General features: G+C 71.3%; 17 protein-coding genes. 9 read left to right on the top strand and 8 right to left on the bottom strand.

What is annotated here, in order from left to right:
* Nucleotides 1-40: 40 nt before the first annotated feature.
* Nucleotides 41-1,057 (bottom strand): magnesium and cobalt transport protein CorA, encoded by a 1,017-nt coding sequence (locus K2F54_RS10090; protein ID WP_220605735.1) that lies wholly within the window; start codon nucleotides 1,055-1,057, stop codon nucleotides 41-43.
* Nucleotides 1,058-1,122: 65 nt separating this feature from the next.
* Nucleotides 1,123-1,725: a hypothetical protein gene (locus K2F54_RS10085; protein WP_220605734.1), complete on the bottom strand. Its 603-nt coding sequence runs from the start codon at nucleotides 1,723-1,725 to the stop codon at nucleotides 1,123-1,125.
* 145 nt (nucleotides 1,726-1,870) lie between these two features.
* Between K2F54_RS10085 and K2F54_RS10080 the strand changes: the two genes are divergently transcribed.
* Nucleotides 1,871-2,554 carry a 4'-phosphopantetheinyl transferase family protein gene (locus K2F54_RS10080; protein ID WP_220605733.1) on the top strand — a complete coding sequence of 228 codons (684 nt, stop codon included), beginning with the start codon at nucleotides 1,871-1,873 and terminating at the stop codon, nucleotides 2,552-2,554.
* Nucleotides 2,555-2,647: 93 nt separating this feature from the next.
* On the opposite strand, the gene K2F54_RS10075 is transcribed toward K2F54_RS10080, so the two are convergent.
* Genes K2F54_RS10075 through K2F54_RS10065 form a run of 3 tightly spaced genes read right to left on the bottom strand, consistent with a single transcriptional unit; the run spans nucleotide 2,648 to nucleotide 9,005 of the window.
* Complete coding sequence (locus tag K2F54_RS10075) at nucleotides 2,648-3,976, bottom strand: M1 family metallopeptidase (protein WP_220605732.1); 1,329 nt, start codon at nucleotides 3,974-3,976, stop codon at nucleotides 2,648-2,650.
* A gap of 6 nt (nucleotides 3,977-3,982) precedes the next feature.
* The gene (locus tag K2F54_RS10070) at nucleotides 3,983-8,050 is read right to left on the bottom strand and encodes a Pls/PosA family non-ribosomal peptide synthetase (RefSeq protein ID WP_220605731.1); all 4,068 of its coding nucleotides are present in this window, start codon (nucleotides 8,048-8,050) and stop codon (nucleotides 3,983-3,985) included.
* Between the two features lie 40 nt (nucleotides 8,051-8,090).
* Nucleotides 8,091-9,005: a DMT family transporter gene (locus K2F54_RS10065; protein WP_308287601.1), complete on the bottom strand. Its 915-nt coding sequence runs from the start codon at nucleotides 9,003-9,005 to the stop codon at nucleotides 8,091-8,093.
* Nucleotides 9,006-9,069: 64 nt separating this feature from the next.
* Here K2F54_RS10065 and K2F54_RS10060 point away from each other — a divergent pair, with 64 nt between their 5' ends.
* The 4 genes from K2F54_RS10060 to K2F54_RS10045 all read left to right on the top strand — a co-directional run bounded on the left by K2F54_RS10060 (nucleotide 9,070) and on the right by K2F54_RS10045 (nucleotide 11,968).
* Entirely contained in the window at nucleotides 9,070-10,506 is a 1,437-nt protein-coding gene (locus tag K2F54_RS10060) for an aminotransferase-like domain-containing protein (RefSeq protein ID WP_255576952.1), read from the top strand.
* 97 nt (nucleotides 10,507-10,603) lie between these two features.
* Nucleotides 10,604-10,906 (top strand): hypothetical protein, encoded by a 303-nt coding sequence (locus K2F54_RS10055; protein ID WP_220605729.1) that lies wholly within the window; start codon nucleotides 10,604-10,606, stop codon nucleotides 10,904-10,906.
* Between the two features lie 63 nt (nucleotides 10,907-10,969).
* Complete coding sequence (locus K2F54_RS10050) at nucleotides 10,970-11,599, top strand: hypothetical protein (protein WP_220605728.1); 630 nt, start codon at nucleotides 10,970-10,972, stop codon at nucleotides 11,597-11,599.
* Between the two features lie 171 nt (nucleotides 11,600-11,770).
* On the top strand, nucleotides 11,771-11,968 hold the full coding sequence (locus K2F54_RS10045) for a hypothetical protein (RefSeq protein ID WP_220605727.1): 198 nt from the start codon (nucleotides 11,771-11,773) through the stop codon (nucleotides 11,966-11,968).
* Between the two features lie 7 nt (nucleotides 11,969-11,975).
* Here the strand turns inward: K2F54_RS10045 and K2F54_RS10040 are convergent, their stop codons facing one another.
* Both K2F54_RS10040 and K2F54_RS10035 read right to left on the bottom strand, forming a co-directional pair.
* On the bottom strand, nucleotides 11,976-12,710 hold the full coding sequence (locus K2F54_RS10040) for a response regulator (RefSeq protein WP_220605726.1): 735 nt from the start codon (nucleotides 12,708-12,710) through the stop codon (nucleotides 11,976-11,978).
* A complete protein-coding gene (locus tag K2F54_RS10035; protein WP_255576951.1) occupies nucleotides 12,707-13,999 on the bottom strand; it encodes a sensor histidine kinase in 1,293 nt (430 codons plus the stop codon). Before K2F54_RS10035 ends, K2F54_RS10040 begins: the two co-directional genes overlap by 4 nt.
* A 115-nt stretch (nucleotides 14,000-14,114) precedes the next feature.
* Here K2F54_RS10035 and K2F54_RS10030 point away from each other — a divergent pair, with 115 nt between their 5' ends.
* The 3 genes from K2F54_RS10030 to K2F54_RS10020 are packed head-to-tail and all read left to right on the top strand — an operon-like array spanning nucleotide 14,115 to nucleotide 17,250.
* Nucleotides 14,115-15,095, top strand: coding sequence for a Bug family tripartite tricarboxylate transporter substrate binding protein (locus K2F54_RS10030; protein WP_220605725.1), 981 nt, complete (start codon nucleotides 14,115-14,117; stop codon nucleotides 15,093-15,095).
* On the top strand, nucleotides 15,092-15,724 hold the full coding sequence (locus K2F54_RS10025) for a tripartite tricarboxylate transporter TctB family protein (protein WP_220605724.1): 633 nt from the start codon (nucleotides 15,092-15,094) through the stop codon (nucleotides 15,722-15,724). Before K2F54_RS10030 ends, K2F54_RS10025 begins: the two co-directional genes overlap by 4 nt.
* Nucleotides 15,712-17,250, top strand: a complete 1,539-nt coding sequence (locus tag K2F54_RS10020) for a tripartite tricarboxylate transporter permease (protein WP_220605723.1) — start codon at nucleotides 15,712-15,714, stop codon at nucleotides 17,248-17,250. The genes K2F54_RS10025 and K2F54_RS10020 overlap by 13 nt, the downstream gene beginning before the upstream one ends.
* Here the strand turns inward: K2F54_RS10020 and K2F54_RS10015 are convergent.
* Complete coding sequence (locus tag K2F54_RS10015; protein ID WP_220605722.1) at nucleotides 17,220-17,420, bottom strand: hypothetical protein; 201 nt, start codon at nucleotides 17,418-17,420, stop codon at nucleotides 17,220-17,222. The two genes, K2F54_RS10020 and K2F54_RS10015, sit on opposite strands and share 31 nt — an antisense overlap.
* A 77-nt stretch (nucleotides 17,421-17,497) precedes the next feature.
* Here K2F54_RS10015 and K2F54_RS10010 point away from each other — a divergent pair, with 77 nt between their 5' ends.
* Nucleotides 17,498-18,100, top strand: coding sequence for a hypothetical protein (locus tag K2F54_RS10010; RefSeq protein ID WP_220605721.1), 603 nt, complete (start codon nucleotides 17,498-17,500; stop codon nucleotides 18,098-18,100).
* Nucleotides 18,101-18,113 lie beyond the last annotated feature (13 nt).

Raw genomic sequence — 18,113 nt, 5'->3', positions numbered from 1 at the left:
ATTCGCAGGTTTCTTGTGGGTTTTGGCGGCCGACGGCGGCTTAGAGCCAGCCCTTGCGCTTGAACGCCGCGTACAGGCCGAACCCCATCGCGAACATCAAGCTGATCGCGAACGGGTAGCCCAGTGGCCAGTCCAGTTCGGGCATGAACCGGAAGTTCATGCCGTAGATCGTGCCGACCAGGGTGGGGGCGAACAGGATCGCCGCCCAACTGGAGATCTTCTTCACCTCCTCGCTCTGCGCCAGTCCGGTCTCACTGAGCCGCCGGGTCTCGTCGTTCTGCCGCTGCGCGACGAGGGTGCTGTGCACGGTCAGAGCGTTCTGCAGCAGCTGCCGGAACGCGTCGACCCGTTCGACGACCCGGATGGTGTGGTCGAGCACATCGCGCAGGTGCCGGTGCAGCTCCACGTCAACGTGGTGCTTCTCGAAGGCCTCCTGCAGCGATTCGAGCATGCCGATCAGCGGCTGGGTGGCGCGTTGGAATTCGATGACCTCGCGGGAGAGCGCGTAGATGCGTCTGGACACGGCCTGGTCGCCGTCGAAGAGTTGGTCCTCGATCTCGTCGATGTCGTTCTCCAGGCCCGCCACGACCGGCGCGTACTCGTCGATGACCTGGTCGAGGATGGCGTAGAGCACGGCCTGCGGGCCGAAGGCGAGCAGATCGGGGGTGCCTTCGAGGCGCCGGCGTACCGAGGCGAGGTCGGGTGATTCGGCGTGGCGGATGGTGACGACGAAGTCCGGGCCGACAAAAACGTGCAGTTCACCGAACTCCACCCGCTCGTCGGCGTCGATGTACCTGGCCGGGCGCAGCACCAGGAAGAGGGTGTCGGCGAACCGTTCGATCTTGGCGCGTTGGTGGCCCTTGAGGGCGTCTTCGATGGCGAGATGGTGCAGGCCGAACTCGTCGGCGACACTGCGGATCTCGTCGTCGGTCGGCCGGTACAGCCCGATCCAGGCGAAACCCTGTTTCTCCTTGAGCACGGTGAAAACGTCCTGCAACGTCTCCGGGGTCGCCACCCGGCGGCCCTCCACATAGATCGCGTCATCAATCAGCGCCACGGCTGCTCCTCACTCGCCGTCCTAGTGTGCCACCGGCGGATGTGCGCACCGCGCAACGGCGCGGGTCAGTGCCGCTGCGGCCCTACGTGCTTGCGGTAGGTGGGGCTGAACGCGAGCAGCACCAGCCCCGCACCGAGCACGGCCAGGCCCACCGCGGTGGTCGGGATCAGGGACACGCCGCCACCGAGGATGATCAACACCGCCGGGAGCACCCGATACACCCGGGCGCGCAGGATGGCGCTGCCCAGCAGGATCCAGCCGACCCCGAACACCGCCGCGGTGAGCAGCAGACCGAAGGAGAAGGAGCCGGGCCTGTCGGTGCCGTCGAGGAGGCCGGGAGCGACCCGGCCCAGGGTGGGAAAGAGGAACGCCTCCGCCCAGAACAGTCCGCTGATCAGGATGGTGCCGGTCCCGGCGACGATCGCGGCGGAGAACCCGAACGGCCCGATCAGCCGGGCGTGGCGCTCGTAGATCGCCACCAACGCGAGGATCAGCAGCAGGGCACCGCCGAGCAGAGCCATCGAGCGCACCGCGTAGAGCGGGGTCTGCACCACCCGACTGACGGCATCCGCCGACAGTCGCACGACCAGGTCGAGGATGCCGCCGAGGAGGAACGCCGCACCGGCCGCCAGTGTCGAGGGCTTCGCCACGCCTTCGAATCTCTTCATGACGACCTCACCAACTGCGCCAACCACGCGCCAGCCCGGGGCGATACACCGGGGGCCGGTTACGTCGATTCTGGCACCGGCGGTTGCCCCGAACAAGAGCCGCGCACTCGCGCTGACTGCCGGGCGGCGGCGCTAGGGTGATGGCGTGCCCGCAACCCCCGCCGATGACCTTCGGGGCGTCAACCTCTTGCGCACCGTGGTCGTTTCTCTGGGCGACCGGGCAGAAACCGCTGCCGGCGACCACCGCCGGCTGGCCGCCCTCGTGGCCCGGCTGACCGGCGTGGATCCGGCATCCGTCACCCTGCACCAGGTCTGCCCGCACTGCGGCGAGGCCGGCCACGGGCCTCTTGAGGTCGTGTTCTCCGGCGCGGCCGTCCCCGCCCTCGCCGTGCACGTGAGCCTCGCCCGCGCCGCCGGGAAGCTGGCCCTGGCGGTCACCGCAGCCGGACCGGTGGGCATCGACATCGAGTCGATCGCCGAACTCACCCGGGCGCCCGTCGCCGACGTGCTGCTCTCCCCCGCCGAGACGGATGCATTCTCCGCCCTCGACCCCGGCCGGGCGCCGGCCGCCCTGGCCGCGCTGTGGACCGCCAAGGAGGCCGTGCTCAAGGCCGCCGGGGTGGGTCTCCGGGTCGATCCGCGCGACCTCACCGTCGTGCTCGACGGTGCCGGCGCACCCGTACGCCTGGCCGGGTGGCCGTCCGCCCCGTTCCCGGTGACCGCGCTGCACCTGCTGCCGGCGCCCGCACCTGTGGGGGCGGTCGCCACTGTCGCCGTCCTGTGCGCCGACCGGCCCCGCGTGCACCGGATTGCTGCCCCACCGCGGTAGCCGCGAGTATGCGCGCCCGCTTCACCGAGGTGCCGCCAACACCCCTTTCGGGCTGGGTGAATGGTGCCTCTGCGGCAACTCGCCTGGGCGCCGCTACAGCTGCGGCAGGCTCTTGCTCGACACCCAGCGGGCCACGATCTTCTCGGCCACCCGGGTGCCGGAGGCGACGTTGAACGTGCCGAGCAGGTCCGCCGGGGTGACGTGGCCGTACCGGTGGGTGCGGGTGTATGCGCGCAGCGCGGTGAAGAACGCCTCGTCGCCGATCTCCCGACGCACGGCGTGCAGGGCCAGCGCCCCGCGCTTGTAGACCCGGTCGTCGAACATGTCGTGCGGGCCGGGATCGCCCACCACGAGGTTCTTGGGCAGGGTGTCCAGCTCGGCACGGTGCAGCACGGCGCACTCCTGTGCACTGAGGCCGCCGCTGACCTCGGCCCAGATCCACTCCGCGTAGCAGGCGAAGCCCTCGTGCAGCCAGATGTCGGCCCAGCGGGTGAGGGTGAGACTGTTGCCGAACCACTGGTGCGCCAGCTCGTGGGCGATCAGCCGGTCGCTGCCGTGCAGGCCGTCGACGTGGTTGCGGCCGAAGACGGCGAGGCCGTGTGCTTCCAGCGGGATCTCCAGCTCGTCATCGGTGACGACGACGGCGTAGCCGGGGAACGGGTACGGACCGAAGGCGTCACTGAACACGTCGATCATCTCGCCCAGCCTGGCGAAGTCCACGGCCACCTGCCTGGCCAGGGCTGGCGGGAAGAACAGGCTGTGCGCCACCGGCGTCGCGGCGATGTCGTGCCGGCGGTAGCGACCGATTTGCACGCTGGCCAGGTAGGCCGCCATCGGCTCCGCCACGTCGAAGGTCCAGCTGGTGCGGCCGGAGCGGGTGCTCCTGGCCACAACCGGCCCGTTGCTCACCACCGTGTACGGTGCCTCGCAGGTGACCTGGATGCGGAAGGTGGCCTTGTCGCTGGGGTGGTCGTTGCAGGGGAACCAGGACGGTGCACCGCTCGGCTGGCCGGCGACGAGTACCCCGTCGGTGAGTTCCTCCCAGCCCACCTCGCCCCAGTGGCTGCGCACCGGACGCGGCGCCCCGCGGTAGCGCACCGTCACCTCGAAGGACTCGTCGGCGGCCAGCGGCGCCGCGGGCGTGATCACGAGCTTCCGGGCCGAGTGCACGGCCTTGGCGGCCACGACGCCGTTCACGGTGACCTTCTCCACGGTCAGCGCGGCCAGGTCGAGACTGAACCGGTCCAGCGGCGCCAGTGCCCGCGCGGTGATCGTGGCCGTGGCCGTCAGCCGGTTCGTCGCCACCCGGTAGTCCAGGTGCAGGTCGTAGTGCAGCGCCGTATAGCCGCCGTTGCCGCTGGCGGGCAGGTAGGGATCATTCGCGGACGCGGACCCGTGCACGGGGGTGGGAGGCTGCAACATAAGGGGTCAAGTCTTCCACGGCGGCCGGTGCCACGGCGCAATCGGGTTTCCAGACCACAGCGACCCCGTCGGCACCCGCTCGCCCCGCATCACCAGCGACCCCGGCCCCACAGAGGCGTTCTCGTCGATCCGGGCCGCCGGCAGGATCACGCTGTTGGGCCCGAGGGTGCTGCCGGCGCCCAGGTGCACGGTGTCCAGTTGCATGATCCGGTCGTGGAACAGGTGCGTCTGCACGACACAGCCTCTGTTCACGCTGCTGCCCGCCTCGAGGGTGACCAGGTCGGCCTCTGGCAGCCAGTACGACTCGCACCACACCCCGCGCCCGATCCGGGCGCCCAGCGAGCGCAACCAGAACGCCAGCGCCGGAGTGCCAGCCGCGTTCTGCGCGAACCACGGCCTGGCGACCATCTCCACGAAGGTGTCCGATACCTCGTTGCGCCAGATGAACGACGACCAGAGCGGATGCTCCAACGCCCGGATGCGCCCCACCAGCAGCCACTTGGCGGCCGTGGTCACCCCGGCCCCGACGACGCCGGCGGCCATGAGCACCACCCCCGCGAGCAGCAGAGCGACGCCGGGGCCGGCCCACAACCAGAGCGCCTCGAGCGCGGCCAGCACCCCGAGCGCGATCCACGCGGACACGAAGACGGGCACCAGTCGCAGCACCTCCCAGAGCGACCTGGCCAGCACCAGCCGGGCCGGCGGGTGGAAGGTGCGGGCCTCGTCGATGTCGGTGACCCGGCGGCGCAGCCGCGTGGGCGGGTTGCCCAGCCAGGACGACCCGCGCTTGGCCTTCCGCGGTGTGGAGGAGAGCACGGCCACGAGGCCGTCCCTCGGCACGGTGCGGCCGGGGCCGGCGATGCCACTGTTGCCCAGGAACGCCCGCCGGCCGATCTTGGCGCGGCCGATGCGCATCCAGCCGCCGCCGAGTTCGTAGCAGGCGACCATGGTGTCGTCGGCGAGGAACGCACCAGGGGCGATGGTGGTGAGCGAGGGCACCAGCAGCACGGTGGAGGCCTCGACACCCGGCCCCACCTTGGCGCCGAGCAGGCGCAGCCAGACCGGGGTGAGCAGGCTGGCGTACACGGGGAACAGCAGGGTGCGGGCACCGTCGAGCAGGCGCTCGGTCATCCACACCTGCCAGCCCACGCGGCTGCGCACCGGCACGTGCCCCTCGGTGAGGCGGATCGCCAGCAGCCGCACCGCACCGATCACGGCGCCGGCGTAGACCAGCCCGGCGGCGAGCACGGCCAGGGGCACGGCGGCGGCGGCACGGGCCACTGCGGCGCCGAGCGTGCCGGCATCGCCGACGGCCAGACCGACGATGACGAGGCCGACGAGCACGGCGGCCGCCGGGATGGCGGTGAGCGCGAGCGACCCTGCACCGTAGGCGAACAGCCAGCGGCGGGGGTTCGCCGGGCGTTCCTGGGGCCAGGCGTGCCGGGCGGACCCGACCCGCGCTGCGGGCGAACCGGCCCAACGTTCCCCGGCTGGCACCCGACCTGAGACGGCTGAACCGGGTTCGATCTCGCTGCCCGCGCCGATCTTCGTGCCGCCGAGCAGGGTGCTGCGCGACTCGATCACGGCGTCGGCGCCGATGCGCACCCGGCCGAGCCTGAGGGTGTCGCCGTCGAGCCAGTAGCCGGCCAGGTCCACCTCGGGTTCCACGGCGGCGCGGGCGCCGATGGAGAGCATCCCGGTGACCGGCGGCACAGAGTGCAGGTCGACGCCGGGTTCGATCCGGGCGCCGAGCAGCCTGGCGTAGTAGCTGATCCACGGCGCCCCGGCCAGGCTGGCGGCGTCGACGAAGTGCGCCACCTGCTCAGCCAGCCAGAGCCGAAGGTGCACCGACCCGCCGCGCGGGTAGTTGCCCGGTTTCACCCCCCGCAACAGCAGCCGGGCGGCGGTCACCGAGAGGGTCATCTTGCCCAGCGGCGTGACCAGCAGGATGAACCCGGCCAGCACCAGCCACCACGACACCGTCGGGGCGAAGGATGCACCGGCGGCGGCGAGCACGTTGTTGGCCGCCATCAGATAGACCAGCCAGCGGGCGCCGACGAGCAGGTGCAGCGGCACGCTGAGCACACTCTGCAGCAGCCCGGCCCTGACCGGGACGGGCAGCACCCGGCGGGTGGCCCTGGTCACGGGTGGGGTGCGGCTGTCGAGTTCGTCGGCGAGCGAGCCGATGCGCGGGTGGTCGTAGATGTCGCTGATCCGGGTGTCCGGGTGGCGCTCGCGGATCGCGGAGACGAACTGGGCGGCCGAGAGCGAGCCGCCGCCGTAGGCGAAGAAGTCGCTGTCGGCGTCGACGACAGGCACGCCGAGGATCGCGGCCCAGTGGTCGGCGAGCCAGGCGGCGGTGCCGCTGAGCGCATCCGTGCCGGTGGCGTCGCCCGAGGTGGCCAGCGGCCAGGGCAGGGCGGCCCTGTCGACCTTGCCGGAGGTGCGGGTGGGGATGGTGGGCACCACGGTGAGCAGCGGAACGAGCGCGGCCGGCAGGGCGGTGCGCAGGGCTTCGGCGGCGATGGTCAGGTCGAGGGCGGCGGCCGGGTCGGCCAGGGAGAGGTAGCCCACGAGCACCTGGTTGCCGGCCGGGGTGGTCTGCACGACGGCGGCGGCACCGGCCACACCGGGCAGGGCCTGCAGCGCGGCGTCGATCTCGCCGAGCTCGATGCGTCGGCCGCCGAGTTTGATCTGGTCGTCTGCGCGGCCGACGAAGACCAGCCCGGCGTTCTCGAAGCGCACCAGGTCGCCGCTGCGGTAGGCCCGATCCCAGCCGAGACCGTCGTGCGGGGCGTACTTCACGGCGTCCTGGGCCGGGTCGAGGTAGCGGGCCAGGCCGACCCCGCCGATGATGAGCTCTCCGGTCTCGCCGGCGCCGACCCTGGCGCCGGTGGCGTCGACCACGGCCAGTCTCCAGCCGTCCAGCGGCAGGCCGATCCGCACGGGATCGCTGCCGTCGAGCAGGGCGCCGCAGGCCACGACGGTGGCCTCGGTGGGGCCGTAGGTGTTCCAGACCTCGCGGCCGCGGGCGCTGATCCTGGCGGCGAGTTCCGGCGGGCAGGCCTCGCCCCCGAAGATCACCAGGCGCACATTCTCCAGCGCCTCCTCCGGCCACAACCCGGCCAGGGTGGGCACTGTGGAGACCACGGTGATGCCGTGCGCGATCAGCCAGGGGCCGAGGTCGGCGCCGCTGCGCACCAGCGAGCGCGGAGCGGGCACCAGGCAGGCGCCGTTGCGCCAGGCCAGCCACATCTCTTCGCAGGAGGCGTCGAACGCCACCGACAGTCCGGCCAGCACCCGGTCGCCGGGGATGATCGGTTCTTCGGCCAGGAACAGGCCGGCCTCTGCGTCGACGAACGCGGCGGCGGAGCGGTGGGTGACGGCGACGCCCTTGGGCACGCCGGTGGAGCCGGAGGTGAAGATGATCCAGGCGTCGTCGTCCGGGCTGGGCATCGGTTCGCCCCAGTGCGCCAGTGACGGGTCCTCTTCCGCGGCCAGGGGCCGCTCGGTGAGCACCCCGGCGTCCAGGCCGTCGCGCACGGTGAAGCGGCCGCCGGCGCCGATCACGCCCACCACCCTGGCTTCGCCGAAGACCAGCCGGGCGCGTTCCTCGGGGTCGTCCGCGTCGACGGGCACGTAGGCGGCGCCCACGGTGAGGGTGGCGAGGATCGACAGGTACAGGTCCCGGCTGCCGGACGGGATGCGGATGCCCACGGTGTCGCCGCGGCGCACACCGGCCCGGCTCAGCTTCACGGCCTGGTCGTTGACCAGCCGCACCAGCCGCCGGTAGCTCAGGGCCCCCGCGGCGTCCTCGAGGGCGAGCGCGGTGGGGTGTTCCTCTGCGGTGGCGAGCAGGATGTCGACCAGGGAGCGCTCCGGGTGCACCAGATGACCGGCATCCAATACGGCTTGCTCGTGGGGCAGGGTGGCGGTCGAATCGGCGGAGCGAGGCTGCTGCTCGGGGTGGATCGGGGTCACGCACGCTCCTGTCCGGTCTCGCGAGGGTCCGCGATGGCGACAGCCTAGAACGAACAGGTAACCGGTGGGTGAACGACCGTCACACGGGCACATCCGCCCCATCTCCGCCGCCCATCTCCGCTGCCGGGTCCGGTCAGCGGATGCGGGCGCGCACGGCCGTCGCCGCGCAGAGGATCACCGCCCCTGCGCCGATGAGCACCACAAGGTCCAGCCGCTCGCCCAGGAGCAGGGTCGCCCACACGATCGTGAGCACCGGTTGCACCAGCTGGATCTGGCTCACCCGGGCGATCGGCCCGATTGCCAGGCCCCGGTACCAGGCGAAGAAGCCCAGGAACATGCTCACCCCGGCGAGATAGGCGAACGCCAACCAGGCCGGCGCCTCCGCCACCGGCCAGCCCGAACCGAGCCCGGCAAGCATCAGCGGCACCATCACCGGCAGCGCCACGATCAACGCCCAGCAGATGGTCTGCCAGGAGCCCAGCTCGCGGGAGAGCAGCGCACCCTCGCCGTAGCCGATCGCGGCGAGCGCCACGGCACCCACCAGCAGCAGGTCGGCCGGGTGCAGGCCGTCGAGGCCGTCCGCGCTCACCGCCACAAAACCGATCACGGCAGCCACCCCGAAACCGCCGGCCAGCCAGAAGCCCAGCGAGGGCCGCTCCTTCGCCCGCACCACCGCGACCACGGCGGTGGCGGCCGGCAGCAGCGCGATCACGACGGCGCCGTGCGCGGCCGGCACGGTCTGCAGGGCATACGAGGTGAGGATCGGGAACCCGGCGATGACACCGACCGCCACCACGGCCAGGCGCGCCCACTGGGACCCGCGCGGCCACCGTTGCCGCAGCAGAGCGAGCACCAGGACCGCCAGAACACCGGCCACGACCGCGCGGCCGGCACCGACGAACAACGGGTCGAGCTGGCTCACCGCCACCCGGGTGAGCGGCAGCGTGAACGAGAACGCGAGCACCCCGAGAAAGCCGAAGACCAGCCCGGCGGCGGATGACGCGGAGCCAGGCCGTGCCGTGATCGCTGGCCCGGTCGCACGGGTCACGGGCGCCGCGTCCTGACCGGATAGCACTGGCGACGAGGCTGCGATAGCGCTATTGTCTAGTTTCATGACAGAGGATAGCACCAGGATGGACGCCGGCGAATCCGCGCACCTCGCCATCGAACGACGGCTGCGTCACCTGGCCGCCACCCGGCCGGCGGGCGAGAGGCTGCCGTCCACCCGCACCCTCGTGCTCGAGCACGCGGCCAGCCCGCTCACCGTGCAGCGCGCCCTGCACCGGCTCGTGCTCGAGGGCCTGGTCGAGACCAGGCCGGGCTCCGGCAGTTTTGTGGCCCGCCGGCACGGGGTGCACCGTGCCGACTTCGGCTGGCAGACCACCGCGCTGGGCACGGCTCGCACGGGCGCCGACGCGATCGGCGCCGCGATGGCCGAGGCCGGCCCCGGCGTGATCTCGCTGCACTCCGGCTACCCGGCCGAGGAACTGCTGCCCACCCGGCTGGTGCGATCGGCCCTGGTGCGGGCGGCCCGCACCGGCGCCGCCGTCGAACGCGCTCCGCTGGCCGGGCTGCCGGAGTTGCTCACCTGGTTCGCCGCCGAGCTGGCGCCCGCCGGCGCATCCGGTGTCGCCCCGCCCACCGCGGACGACGTCGTGATCACCCCCGGCGGCCAGAGCGCGCTGTCGTCGGTCTTCCGCGCCCTGGCCGCACCGGGCGACGCCATCGTGATGGAGTCCCCCACCTACTGGGGCGCCATGGCGGCGGCCCGCCAGGCCGGGCTACGCGTGGTGCCGATCGCTCGGGGCGCCTCTGCCCCCTCCGCAGGCGACCTCGACGACGCCCTCGGCGCCAGCGGGGCCCGGCTGTTCTACGCGCAACCGCACTTCGCCAATCCCACCGGGGCGCTGTGGGACAGCGCCGACCGCGCCGGGGTTCTCGCGGTCATCCGGGCGCGCGGCGGGTACCTCATCGAAGACGACTGGGCGCACGACTTCGGCATCGACGCCGACGTCTTCCCGTTGGCGGCCGACGACGCCGACGGCCACGTCGTCTACGTGCGCTCGCTCACCAAGAGCGTATCCCCCGCCATCCGGGTGGGCGCGGTCGTTGCCCGCGGACCGGCGCTGGCACGCATCCAGGCCGACCGCACCGTGGATGACCTGTACGTCAGCGGCATCCTGCAGGCCGCCGCCGTCGATGTGCTCACCGATCCGGGCTGGCGCAGCCACCTCGGCCGGCTGCGGTCCTCGCTACGTGCCCGACGTGACGAGCTGGCCAGGCAGGTGCGCGGCCAGTTGGGCGCGGATGCCCTCGAGCTGGTTCCCCGGGGCGGCCTCAACCTCTGGCTGCGGCTGGCCGACGGCGTCGACATGCGCGACCTCGCCCGCCGGGGTCGCGCGGCCGGGGTGCTCGTCTCCCCCGGCGACGACTGGTTCCCCGCCGAACCGACCGGCTCGTTCCTGCGGCTGAATTACTCCCGGGCCCGCCCTGAGGTCTTCCAGGACGCCGTGGCGACCATCGCCGACCTCCTGCCCGGCCGCTCCTGACCGGCTCCCCCTACCGGCGGTGGGGTTCGCGGTGGCGACGGTGCGGCAGGCCGATCAGGATATTTGCGTACAATCAGAGGGAGGGGAGAAAATACGGATGACTGAGAACAAGAACGACAAGCCGGGCGACGAGTTCGACCGGATCGAGATCCCGGCGTTTCTCGCGCGTCCGTTCGAGCGCCTCGGCTCTCGCCCGCTGCACGCCGCTTCCGCCGGTCGCCCCGCGGCCCGCTCCGATGCCGACGGCACTCCGCTCGCCCCCGATTCCGCCGACGGTACGGATGCCGCGACGGACGACGAACAGCCGGCGCCGCGCTCCTGGTGGGCCGGCTACCGCGGCAAGCTGCTGCTCTACGGCGCGGGCACCCTCATCATGGTTTTCCTGCAGTCCCGCAGCTGATCAGGGATATCGCTCCCCCGCGCTGAGCCGGTCCGGCGAACGCCGCCCGCTAGGCTCACGGTCATGGAACAGAACCAGGACTTCTCACAGCCCGCCTCCGTGCCATCACCCGGGGGATCCGCACAACCAGCCGCCGTTCCGGCCGCTGCTCTCACGCTCGCGTCCGGCATGTACTGGCGCAAGAGCAAGTTCTTCGGCTGGCTGTGCCCGCCGGGGATCCTCACCCTCGCCAACGGCCGGGTGTCCTTCGTCACCGACAGCGGCACCGTGTTCGACGAGGCCGTCACGGCCATTTCCGCGGTCTTCAGCGGGTGGGGAACCCTGACGATCACCGCGGCCGACACCCGCTACGACTTCGTCGGCACCGCCGGCGCGATGTCCAAGCCGTTCAGTCCGAAGCAGCAGGAACAACTCGGCGCTGCGGCACGGGGAATGGACCTGTCCGCGACCGGCGTCGGCGTGGCGGGTGCGGGCGTGCTCGCCGGTTCCGTGCTGGGCCAGCTCGCGGGAACCGGCATCCTGGTCGGCCAGTACGCCTCGGGCGTGAACGTGCTCAAGGCCTGGCCGCCCGCCCTGCAGGAGGCCGGCGCGCAGGTATCGGCCAGGAAGGCCAACTTCATGACCTGGTTCTACGGTGTTCTCTTCGGCGGGCTGGCGCTGGCCGCCGTCATCGCCGTGATCATCCAGCTGTAACCGGAGCGGCCGGGCCTGGCGTACCGCGTGGCCCGGCCTCCCGACGGCACAGGTACGCCGTCCGCCGTAGACGAGTTCATCCATCGGGAGGATGCCCCGAGCACCTCCGGCCGGGACGATGGGATCACCGGCCGCGAACGCGCTCGGGGCCGCCGGCCGAGAGGACTCGTCATGACCACCATCCTTCGCACTCCCCCCGCCCAACGCACGCTCCGCCCCATCGTCATGACCGCAACGGTCGTGGCCGTGCCCGCCGGGGTACACGGGCCGGCCGACCTGCCCGTCACCGTCGACCGTGCGCCGGCGCACTCCAGGGACAGCATCGCGCTCTGGGCCGCGCAGTCCGCCGGCGGGCGTCGCGCCGCCTGAGCCGCGGCTATCCCGGTGCGACGCTGTAGAGCAGCTCCGGCCGGCCGCGCACGCCGTACCGGTGTGTGACGATCGCCTGCCCGGAGAGCCGCAGGTACTCCAGGTACCGCCGGGCCGTGCCCCTGGCCAGTCCGCAGGCGCCGGCCACATCGGTGGCGCTGCTCACCTCCCGGTCGCGCAGCACCTGCAACACCCTGGCCACGGTGGGTGCGGCCAGTCCCTTCGGCAGGCGGGCGATGGGCGCCACTGGCCCGGTTACCGTCGGCACGGTCTGTGCCGACCGCGCCGGTCGCAGCAGGCCGTCGATCTCCGTCTGTCGCAGCGCCCCCGCACCGCCGGGGCTGGCCGCGGCGGCGGCGCTGGCGGCCCGATACGCCGTCAGCCGCAGCTCGAACACCGACCGGGAGAACGGTTTGACCAGGTAGTCCGCCACCGCAGCCGCGGCCGCCTGCCGCACGGTGACGGCCTCGTTGGCCGACGTCACCACGATCACGGCCAGTTCCTCGTGGCTGAGTGAGCGCAACCGGTGCAGCACCTCGATCCCGCTGAAGTCGGGCAGGTGCATGTCCAGCAGCACCAGGTCGACCTCGGTGGCGGCCACAAAGTCCACCGCTTCGGCGCCAGTGGCCGCCGTGCCGACCACGGTGAAGCCGGCCAGGGCGGTCAGGTAGCGCACGTGCAGGCCGCAGACGGATGCGTCGTCGTCGACGACGAGCGTGCGGATCGTTCCCGGCGCCCTCACGACACCACCGTCCCCTGGCCGGGCAGAGTCACCGAGAAGCGGGCGCCGCCGGACGGGGACTGGCCGACGTCGAGCAGCCCGCCGGAGCGACGCACCAGGTCGCGGACCAGGGCCAGCCCCACGCCGCGTGGGATCTCCACCCCGCCGCGCCGCGCCCGTTGTTTGGTGCTGAAGCCGCGTTCGAACAACCGGCCACGCTGGGCCAGATCGAGGCCGGGGCCGTCGTCGCAGACCGTGACCGAGAACCCGGTGTCATCGGCGGTGACGAGCACGTCCACCCGGCCGCGGGCATCCGTGGCCTCGACCGCGTTGGCCAGCAGGTTCGCCGTCACGGTGAGGGCGGCATCACTCACCCGGCCAGGCAGCACCCTCGAACCGTCGACGAGCCGGAGCGCACCGCCGCCGCCGGACAGCTCCGCGGCGTGCGCGGCCAGCACGGCCGCCAGCCGGGGGTCGTCGACGAGGGGGTCTGTACCCACGCTCACCGGCACGATGGTGCCGATGAAATCGAGCGCCTCGCGGCGCGCGTCGGCCTCGACGAGCCCATAGAGCACGTGCAGCCGATTGGTGAATTCGTGGGTCTGCTCGCGCAACACCGTGGCCAGCCGGCGTTGCACATCGAGTTCGCGCAGCTCGGTTTCAAGCCTGGCCACGCGGCGCCGCACGGCCAGGTCAACCGCGGTGGCGGCGATGAACCCCACCACGAGGGAGCCGAGCGCCCACGGGGCGAGCTGGCCGATGGCACGGTCGAGGTCGTCACTGATGTGCCGCTCCAGCAGACCCACCGACGCGGCTCCGATCACCACGCCGTCCGCGAACACCGGCACCTTGGCGCGCAGGGTGCGACCCAGGGTGCCCTCCTCTGTGCCCACGAAGGTCTCCCCGCGCAGCACGGCGGTGGGATCGGTGGACACCGGCAACCCCACCAGACTCGGGTTCGGATGCGTGATGCGCAGGCCGTCGGCGTCGGTGATCACCACGTAGTCCACCCCGGATGCCTGCCGCACCAACTCGGCGAGCGGCTGGAGCACGGCCGTGTCATCGGGGTCGCCGATTCCCTCGGTCACGGCCGGCAGCGTGGCGAGGCTCTCCGCCACGTCGGTCACCCGTTCCACCGTCGCGGAGCGCAGGTTCGCCTCCTGCACCCGCACGGCCACCAGGGTGGTGAGGCAGACGCACAGCGACACGATGAGCACCTGCAACAACAGCAGCGAACCACGGCGGAGCATCCACGACGTGCCCGGCATGTGTCTCCAGACCTCGGTGTCGTCGATCGATGGCTGCAGCATGTCATGTGCATCAAAGAGCAGAAAGGCCGATACGGACGAATCCTCATCGACGTCCTGCAATGGTAGAGCAACTTCCGCGGCTACAACGACGTCGCTGTTAGAAAGGGTTTCGCGCATGAAAAAAGCGATTCTCACGGTTGCCTTCGCAGCCGTGACCGCGGTGTTCTTCGTCGCCGCGACAGCAAATGCCAGTTCCTCCGGTGGCACCGCCACCGCCCGCAGCAAGCTCACCCTGATCGCCCCGGCCGCGCCTGGCGGCGGCTGGGACGGCTTCGCCAGGGAGTCGCAACAGGCCATGCGGGTCAACGGGGTGGTGAACACGGCCCGGGTGGTGAATGTGCCCGGAGCCGGCGGAACCATCGGCCTCAACCAGCTCGGCCAGATGGACGGCAGGGAAGACGTGCTGATGATCACCGGAGCCGTCATGCTCGGCGCCATCGAGCTGGCCGACACCCAGACCACGCTGGATGATGTCACACTGATCGCGAGGGTCGCCGACGACTACAACGTGCTCGTGGTCCCCGCGGACTCGCCATACGAGACCATCGAGGACTTCGCCGCCGGCTGGGCCGCCGACCCGGGCGGTCACGCCATCGCGGGCGGGTCGCTCGGCGGCATCGACCACCTCCTCAGCGGCCTGCTCGCCCAGGAGATCGGCTTCGACCCGCAGCAGGTGAACTACGTCGCGTACTCAGGTGGCGGCGAGGTGCTCACCTCGGTGCTGTCCAACACGGCGGCGGCGGGCATCTCCGGCTACAACGAGTTCAGCGACCAGATCGAGGCCGGCACCATCCGTGCCCTGGGCACCTCGGCGGCGGAACCCGTCGACGGCATCGACGTGCCCACCTTCATCGAATCGGGCCTGGACGTGGAGATGTCCAACTGGCGCGGCTACGTCGCCCCCGCGGGCATCAGCGACGACACCCGCGAGGAGCTCGTGGCCATCGTGACCGAGATGCACGCCACGGCCGACTGGGAGGACGCCATGACTCGCAACCGGTGGAGCGACAGCTTCTCCACCGGGGCGGAACTCGACGACTTCGTCGCAGAGGAAACCGTGCGGGTGGCCGCCATCATCAAGGAGCTCGGACTATGACGACCGCACTGACCCACCCGCCCGTCGAGGCGAAACCGGCGAGCTGGTTCACCGGGCGCAGCGAACTGATCGTATCGGTGCTGGTGCTCGGCCTGGCCGTGTTCCTCACCGTGGGCACCGTGACCATGGCGGTTCCGGAGGGCTCCGGCACGCCTGGGCCGCAGTTCTTCCCGACCATCGTCGCCGGCCTGCTGTACACCCTGGCGGTGCTGCTGGCGGTGCAGGTGATCCGTGCGCCCCGCACCATCGACGGTGACAGCAACGTCGGCCTGTCCTCCGACCTCCTCACCGACCTCGGCGACATCGACACCACCTCGGAGATCCGGGTCGTGCGCTCGTCGGTGCACCCGACCACCAAGAAGCGCATCGGCGCCACCGACTGGCGCACCACCGGCACCGTCTTCGGCGCCCTGGTCGGCTTCACCCTGATCCTGCAACCACTCGGCTGGCTGCTGGCCGGGGCCGCGCTGTTCTGGGCCATCGCCAGAGCCCTGGGCAGCAACCGTCCGGTCTTCGACATCGGTGTCGCCATCATCTTCTCGTCGTGCATCCAACTGGCCTTCTCGGCCGGGCTCGGCCTCAACCTTCCCTCCGGAATCCTCACGGGAGTGCTCTCATGGATCAACTAGGCCTGCTGCTGGAGGGCTTCTCCGTCGCCCTCACCCCGATGAACCTGCTCTGGCTGCTCATCGGCGCCATCCTCGGCACCGCCGTCGGCGTGCTGCCGGGGCTGGGCTCGGCGATGGCCGTGGCGCTGCTGCTGCCGGTCACATTCAGCCTGGACCCGACCGGCGCGTTCATCATGTTCGCGAGCATCTACTTCGGCGGCCTGTTCGGCGACTCCACCTCCGGCATCCTGCTCAACACCCCCGGCAATTCCTCCGCCATCGCCACCACTTTCGAGGGCCACCGGATGGCCAAGGACGGTCGGGCGTCCAAGGCCCTCGGCACCGCGGCGATCGGCGCGTTCACCGGGGGGATGATCGCCACCACTCTGGTGGTGTTCTTCTCCCCCTACCTGGTCAAGCTGGCCACCCTGTTCGGTCCGGCGGAATACTTCGCCCTGGCCGCCTTCGCGTTCGTGGCCATCTCCGCGGTCGTGGCGGAATCCGTGGTGCGCGGCCTGATCGCCCTGGCGATCGGCCTGTCACTGGCCATGGTCGGTATCGACGGTCCAAGCGGCGCGGCCCGGTTCACCCTGGGGATGCCGGAATTCCTCGACGGGATCTCGATCATCGTCGTCACCGTGGGTTTGCTTGCCCTGGGCGAGGTTCTGCATGTGGCTTCCCGTATCCACCGGGAAGGACCGGCCATGAGCATCCAGGCCAGCGGTTCGCCGTACCTCAGCTGGCGCGAGTTCACGGCCGCGTTCCCGGCGTTCCTGCGCGGCACCGGTTACGGCCTGCCGTTCGGCGCCATCCCGGTGGGCGGCTCAGAGGTGCCCACCTTCCTCGCCTACGGCACAGAGAAGCGCCTGGCCAAACGCCGCGGCGACACCGACTTCGGCTCCAGGGGCGCCATCCAGGGCGTCGCAGGCCCAGAGGCGGCCGGCAACGCCACCGCCGGCACCGCGATGGGGGCCCTGCTCGCGCTCGGCCTGCCCACCTCGGCGACCGCGGCGATGATGCTCGCCGCGTTCCAGCAGTACGGCATGCAGCCGGGTCCGCTGCTCTTCGAGCGCAGCGCCGACCTGGTCTGGCCGCTACTGGCCAGCCTGTTCGTCGGCCTGGTCTTCCTGCTCATCATCAACCTGCCGTTCGCCGCCGTGTGGGCCAAGCTGCTGCTGGTGCCCAAGCACTACCTCTACGCCGGTGTGGCCGTGTTCTCGGTCTTCGGCGTCTACGCGATCGCGTCCTCGATGAAGGACCTCTGGTTACTACTGGGCATCGGCGTGCTCGGTTTCGTGATGCGCCGGTTCGCGATTCCGCTTGCCCCGGTGCTCATCGCCGCCATCCTCGGCCCGCTGGCCGAAACCGAGCTGCGTCGGGCGCTGGCGGTGTCAGAGGGCGACCTGGCCATCCTGGTGTCGTCGCCGATCACGGCGTCGCTGTACTCGGTGATGGCCGTGGCCATTGTGATCAGCGCCGTACAGCACGTGCGGCACCGGCGCGCCAACGCCGCCGCTCAGGCGCCCATCAGCAGCAGCGCGTTGTAGACCAGGTAGGCCGGCCAGACGATCGCCTGGAGGAGGCCGAAGATCACCGCCCAGAAGGAGCCGTCGGATACCGAGATGAAGTAGACGGCGGCTCCGATGTAAGCCAGGAGGAAGAAGAACCCCCAGGACCCGTCCCGCACGATCACGCGGCCTCGTCCGTCCGTCGTCATCAGATTCTCCGCCTCTCCGCGCCAGTGCTGACCGCGTTGCCGAACAGGGTAGCCACGGCGTACGGAATAGTGAAGGCATGCAGTTCTACTCCGACTTCCCCGCCCAGCGTTCCCGTCAGGTCGCGGTCGACGTGCTCGCCGTCACCGCCATCGCCGCGTGGGTGGCGCTCGGCGCGTTCGTCTATTCGCTGGTGATCGACCTGGCCCGGTTCGGCCGGCAGATGCAGACGGCCGGGTCGGACTTCGCCAGCACCATGAGCGACATCGGCGACAGGCTCGACGGGATACCGCTCATCGGCGGTGGGATCAGCGAACCGTTCGCGACGGCCAGCGGGGCGGGCGCGAGCCTGGAGGCGGCCGGACGCAGCCAGCAGGAGGCGGTATTGAACCTCGCGGTCGGCCTGGGCTGGGGAATCGCGGTCGTGCCGGTGGCGACGATCCTGCTGTTCTGGCTCGTGCCGCGCCTGCGGTTCACCCGTCGGGCGGCCACGACCAGGCGGCTGGTCGGGGCGGGGGTCACGGTGGACATGCTGGCCCTCCGCGCCCTGACGAATCAGAAGCTGTCGGTGCTGGCCGCCGTCGATGCCGACCCCGTCTCCGCCTGGCGACGGGGTGACGCCGGGGTGATGCGCGCACTGGCCGCGCTGGAACTCAAGGCGTCGGGGGTGCGCCTGCGCTGACACCGGCAGCCGA

Origin of the sequence: Cryobacterium inferilacus, assembly GCF_019599185.1 — a bacterium.
GTDB classification, from domain to species: domain Bacteria; phylum Actinomycetota; class Actinomycetes; order Actinomycetales; family Microbacteriaceae; genus Cryobacterium; species Cryobacterium inferilacus.
Note: the sequence above shows the minus strand (reverse complement) of the source record. Positions and strands in the feature narration are given on the sequence as shown.

Bases quoted from the DNA above. Each gene is read 5' to 3' on its own strand.
- K2F54_RS10085 (WP_220605734.1), bottom strand. From the start codon at position 1,725: ATGAAGAGATTCGAAGGCGTGGCGAAGCCCTCGACACTGGCGGCCGGT.
- K2F54_RS10075 (WP_220605732.1), bottom strand. From the start codon at position 3,976: ATGTTGCAGCCTCCCACCCCCGTGCACGGGTCCGCGTCCGCGAATGAT.
- K2F54_RS10070 (WP_220605731.1), bottom strand. From the start codon at position 8,050: ATGTGCCCGTGTGACGGTCGTTCACCCACCGGTTACCTGTTCGTTCTA.
- K2F54_RS10060 (WP_255576952.1), top strand. From the start codon at position 9,070: ATGACAGAGGATAGCACCAGGATGGACGCCGGCGAATCCGCGCACCTC.
- K2F54_RS10055 (WP_220605729.1), top strand. From the start codon at position 10,604: ATGACTGAGAACAAGAACGACAAGCCGGGCGACGAGTTCGACCGGATC.
- K2F54_RS10050 (WP_220605728.1), top strand. From the start codon at position 10,970: ATGGAACAGAACCAGGACTTCTCACAGCCCGCCTCCGTGCCATCACCC.
- K2F54_RS10045 (WP_220605727.1), top strand. From the start codon at position 11,771: ATGACCACCATCCTTCGCACTCCCCCCGCCCAACGCACGCTCCGCCCC.
- K2F54_RS10035 (WP_255576951.1), bottom strand. From the start codon at position 13,999: ATGCTGCAGCCATCGATCGACGACACCGAGGTCTGGAGACACATGCCG.
- K2F54_RS10030 (WP_220605725.1), top strand. From the start codon at position 14,115: ATGAAAAAAGCGATTCTCACGGTTGCCTTCGCAGCCGTGACCGCGGTG.
- K2F54_RS10025 (WP_220605724.1), top strand. From the start codon at position 15,092: ATGACGACCGCACTGACCCACCCGCCCGTCGAGGCGAAACCGGCGAGC.
- K2F54_RS10020 (WP_220605723.1), top strand. From the start codon at position 15,712: ATGGATCAACTAGGCCTGCTGCTGGAGGGCTTCTCCGTCGCCCTCACC.
- K2F54_RS10015 (WP_220605722.1), bottom strand. From the start codon at position 17,420: ATGACGACGGACGGACGAGGCCGCGTGATCGTGCGGGACGGGTCCTGG.
- K2F54_RS10010 (WP_220605721.1), top strand. From the start codon at position 17,498: ATGCAGTTCTACTCCGACTTCCCCGCCCAGCGTTCCCGTCAGGTCGCG.